Source organism: Succinimonas sp. (assembly GCF_045225735.1).
GTDB lineage: Bacteria > Pseudomonadota > Gammaproteobacteria > Enterobacterales > Succinivibrionaceae > Succinimonas.
This window is the reverse complement of sequence record NZ_JBGVBR010000258.1, coordinates 1-3060: the sequence shown is the minus strand read 5'-3', so window position 1 is coordinate 3060 and position 3060 is coordinate 1. Positions and strand designations below refer to the sequence as shown.

Annotated in this window: 3 protein-coding genes and 1 other RNA gene; 3 read left to right on the top strand and 1 reads right to left on the bottom strand. The window is 52.6% G+C overall.

Going from position 1 to position 3060, the window contains the following annotated elements; genetic code table 11:
- Positions 1-944 precede the first annotated feature (944 nt).
- The 3 genes from ACJROR_RS09225 to ffs all read left to right on the top strand — a co-directional run bounded on the left by ACJROR_RS09225 (position 945) and on the right by ffs (position 2561).
- A complete protein-coding gene (locus ACJROR_RS09225) occupies positions 945-1487 on the top strand; it encodes a CidA/LrgA family protein (protein ID WP_406546847.1) in 543 nt (180 codons plus the stop codon).
- Positions 1474-2220: an LrgB family protein gene (locus ACJROR_RS09220; protein ID WP_406546846.1), complete on the top strand. Its 747-nt coding sequence runs from the start codon at positions 1474-1476 to the stop codon at positions 2218-2220. Before ACJROR_RS09225 ends, ACJROR_RS09220 begins: the two co-directional genes overlap by 14 nt.
- Positions 2221-2464: 244 nt before the next feature.
- Positions 2465-2561, top strand: an RNA gene (gene ffs, locus ACJROR_RS09215) — signal recognition particle sRNA small type.
- A 393-nt stretch (positions 2562-2954) separates the two neighbouring features.
- Here ffs and ACJROR_RS09210 read toward each other — a convergent pair.
- The coding region (locus ACJROR_RS09210) for a flagellin (RefSeq protein ID WP_406546848.1) at positions 2955-3060 on the bottom strand (106 nt) is incomplete at its 5' end.

Here is a 3060-nt window from a genome sequence, read left to right as displayed (position 1 = left end):
CTGCCAGCCATTTATGCAGGATGCGGCCGGGATCTTTTTCCGGCAAAACGCCCTGCCGTTTCCTGTCAGCATTGTGATACCGGCTTTGACTGTCAGTGTTTGCGGGTCATTATCCAGATAAACAATCCGATCATATTCTGCTCCTTGTATGCCATAGTCTCGCAAGTCCCGGGATCACCCCGGGGATTCCTGATAAAACGCTTACCACTTCCAGGGAAACGGAGGAACGGGACGCGGTCTGGGAAAATCCGGCAGCGGAAAGAAGAATCCGGTTCCTGCATTTCCGGCGGCATTACTGATATTCCCGATGTTTTTCGCGCTGTTCATAATGTTCTCCTTTGATAAGTCCTGCTTGCGGTAACCTGGTGAGTCAATTATCCCAAAAAGGGAGTACCCGGATTTTTCCGGCCATTGCTCAGAATCTGCTGTTCCCTGCCGGACGCGCCGGGATAACCCGATGACTCAGTCTTAAAACCGGTGTCGCGTCTTGTCAGAAATAAACTCTCCTTCATTCCGGACAGTCAAGAAGGGACAGCCCTTGCCTCACGTGCCGTATGGATCTCCGGAAGCCTTGCCGAATGATTTAATTTTAGTTTGCGAGCTAACCTGAAACGGCAGAAAAAAGTGCCGGTTTGAAATACTGAAAAAAACAGGGCAGAGGGAGGCATGAGTAAAGAGGCATGAGAAACAGACATGAAAGAAACATGCAAAAAGGCGTGTAACAAAGAGGCAAAAACAGCGGTGCACCGGAAAATGCGGCAGGAGATACCGGAGCTTTCCGAAAAAAGCGTGCAGAATGCGGCAGCCCGGCCTATAATGCCGCATTGTGTGACGCGCATCAAAAAAAAAGAGAGAAAAAAGAAAGAGAAGAGAAAAAAGAAAGAGAAGAAAGCTGCAGACAGAAACAGATAAGAGCGAAAGAAACAGCAAGAGAAAAAAACACTATGACCGCCAAAACCGCATCCGCCGGCCCCGGGCAGCGCGCCCGGCTGGCTCTGAACATCTTTACGGGATTTATCATCATCCTGGCCTGTCTCTATGCCGGAAGACTTGCGGCCGCCTGTCTCCCCTTTGTTTTTCCGGGAAACATCATCGGCCTCTTCATTCTGTTCCTGCTGCTTCTTCTTAAGGTGATTCCCGTAGCCCGGATCATGGATGCGGGAACCCTGATGATGTTCGGCATGCCGCTTTTCTACATTCCGGCGGCCACGGGAATCATGGACTATCTCAATGAGCTCTGGAGTTCTCTCCCGGCCATCATTATTGCGGTGCTGTCCGGAGTGGCGCTGATAATTCTGGGCACCGGAGGAATTTTTCAGTGGCTGGCGGAAAGCCCCGAAGGACGTGCCCGCAGAAAAACGGCCTACAGAAGAGCCCGGAATATTAAAAGGCTGGCCCGGCTGAGAAAACTCTCTCCTGAAGCCTCTCATGAAACCCTGGATGGCCAAACCGCCGCACCTGAAGGAGCCCGGAATGAACGCTTCTGAAAACCTCATGGACACAGTTCTTAGCTTTGCCGCGGCGCATCCTGCCGTTCTTATGGCCACGCCGGGCACCGTGCTGCTCTACTTCTTTTGCGTGAAAATGCATAAAAAGCTCCGGCTGGGACTCTTAAACCCGCTCCTCCTCACCATGCTGCTTTTGATTGCCATTCTCCTTGTCACCGGGATCAGCTACCAGGAGTTCAGCCAGGGAGCCCGCCCCCTGAGCTTTATGGCGGAAGCCTCCATTGTGGCTCTGGCGCTGCCCCTTTATCAAAAGTGGCCCATTATCAGAAAATACGCCCTGCCGGTGCTGCTGGGAGCGGTGATCTCCATAATCGTAAGCTTTGTAACTGCCCTTTTAGTGATTAAATTAAGCGGATTGGACAGCCATTACACCGCCACCATCGCCGCCAGATCCGTAACCATGCCGCTGGCCATGGACGTGTCCGAAAGACTGGGAGGCTACCCGGCCATTACCGCTTCCATTGTCTGTCTGGCCGGAATTGCCGGAGCGGTTCTGGGCTTTCCTTTGCTCCGGCTCTTCCGGATCCGGGACAAAAGAGCTCAGGGCATGGCCATCGGAGCCTGCTCCCATGCCGTGGGCACTGCGGAGGCCGCCCGCCACGGCATAACCCAGGGAGCATTCTCCTCTCTGGGGCTGATCCTTTGCGGCATTCTTACCACCCTGACCTGCGCCTTCGTCTGGCAGGGACTTATGTGGCTGTCCGGAGAATAAGAGGAGAGATATGGTCAGATTTCTCCCGCCGGAAACTCGGGATACCGCCCGATAATATCCCTGCCCCGGCTCCGTCCCGCGGCGAACAAAGGTTTTTAAGGGATGAGCCGGGAATAAACCGGGACTTATCCGCGCGCCCCGGCGTTTTAAGATAAAAATCACAAAACCCTTGCTTTTTGAAAAATTACCTATATAATGGGCCGTGTCTTCAGGGGAAACACCCCGAAGTTATCTGTAATGGGGCCTCTGGTTCTCTCGTATTCTCAGGTAGCATAATTGGTCAGGTTCGGAAGGAAGCAGCCAGGGTTATTTTGAGGAGTACCGGGATGCAGCTAGGGGTCTCTCCATTTTTATGACATCCGGATTTTTATCTCCCTGTTTTTCCGTTGCTTTGTTTCTCAGCCGTTCTCCTTTCTGCCTGCCGTTTCCCGCTTCCGTATCTTCTTGCGCCGGACATTCATAGCGCATGAAACAATTGCAATATCGCCGCTTTTTCAGAATTCCTCATCACGTCGTTCTGTCACCTTTCCGAAGCTGTTTCGTTAACCGGTCATGACATATCGGATATCATTTTTCCGGAAAAAAAACATGCTGATATGCCGGAAAACGCCCTTCCTATTTGAATCCCGGTCAGACTGATTCAGGCGGCAGATACAAAACATGACGGGCATAAAAAACCCCGTCCGCGGGGGACAGGGCTTTCATGAACTTGCTTCTGCTGTTCCGGAACCTGCTTAGCCCAGGAGACTCAAAGCTACCTGCGGTCTCTGGTTGGCCTGGCTCAGAATGGACTGGGAGGCCTGCTGGATAATGTTCTGCTGGGTCATGGCCGCAGTCTCG

What these genes read in the sequence shown, in the direction of transcription:
- ACJROR_RS09220 (WP_406546846.1), top strand. Translation starts at nt 1,474, where the DNA reads ATGAACGCTTCTGAAAACCTCATGGACACAGTTCTTAGCTTTGCCGCG.
- ACJROR_RS09225 (WP_406546847.1), top strand. Translation starts at nt 945, where the DNA reads ATGACCGCCAAAACCGCATCCGCCGGCCCCGGGCAGCGCGCCCGGCTG.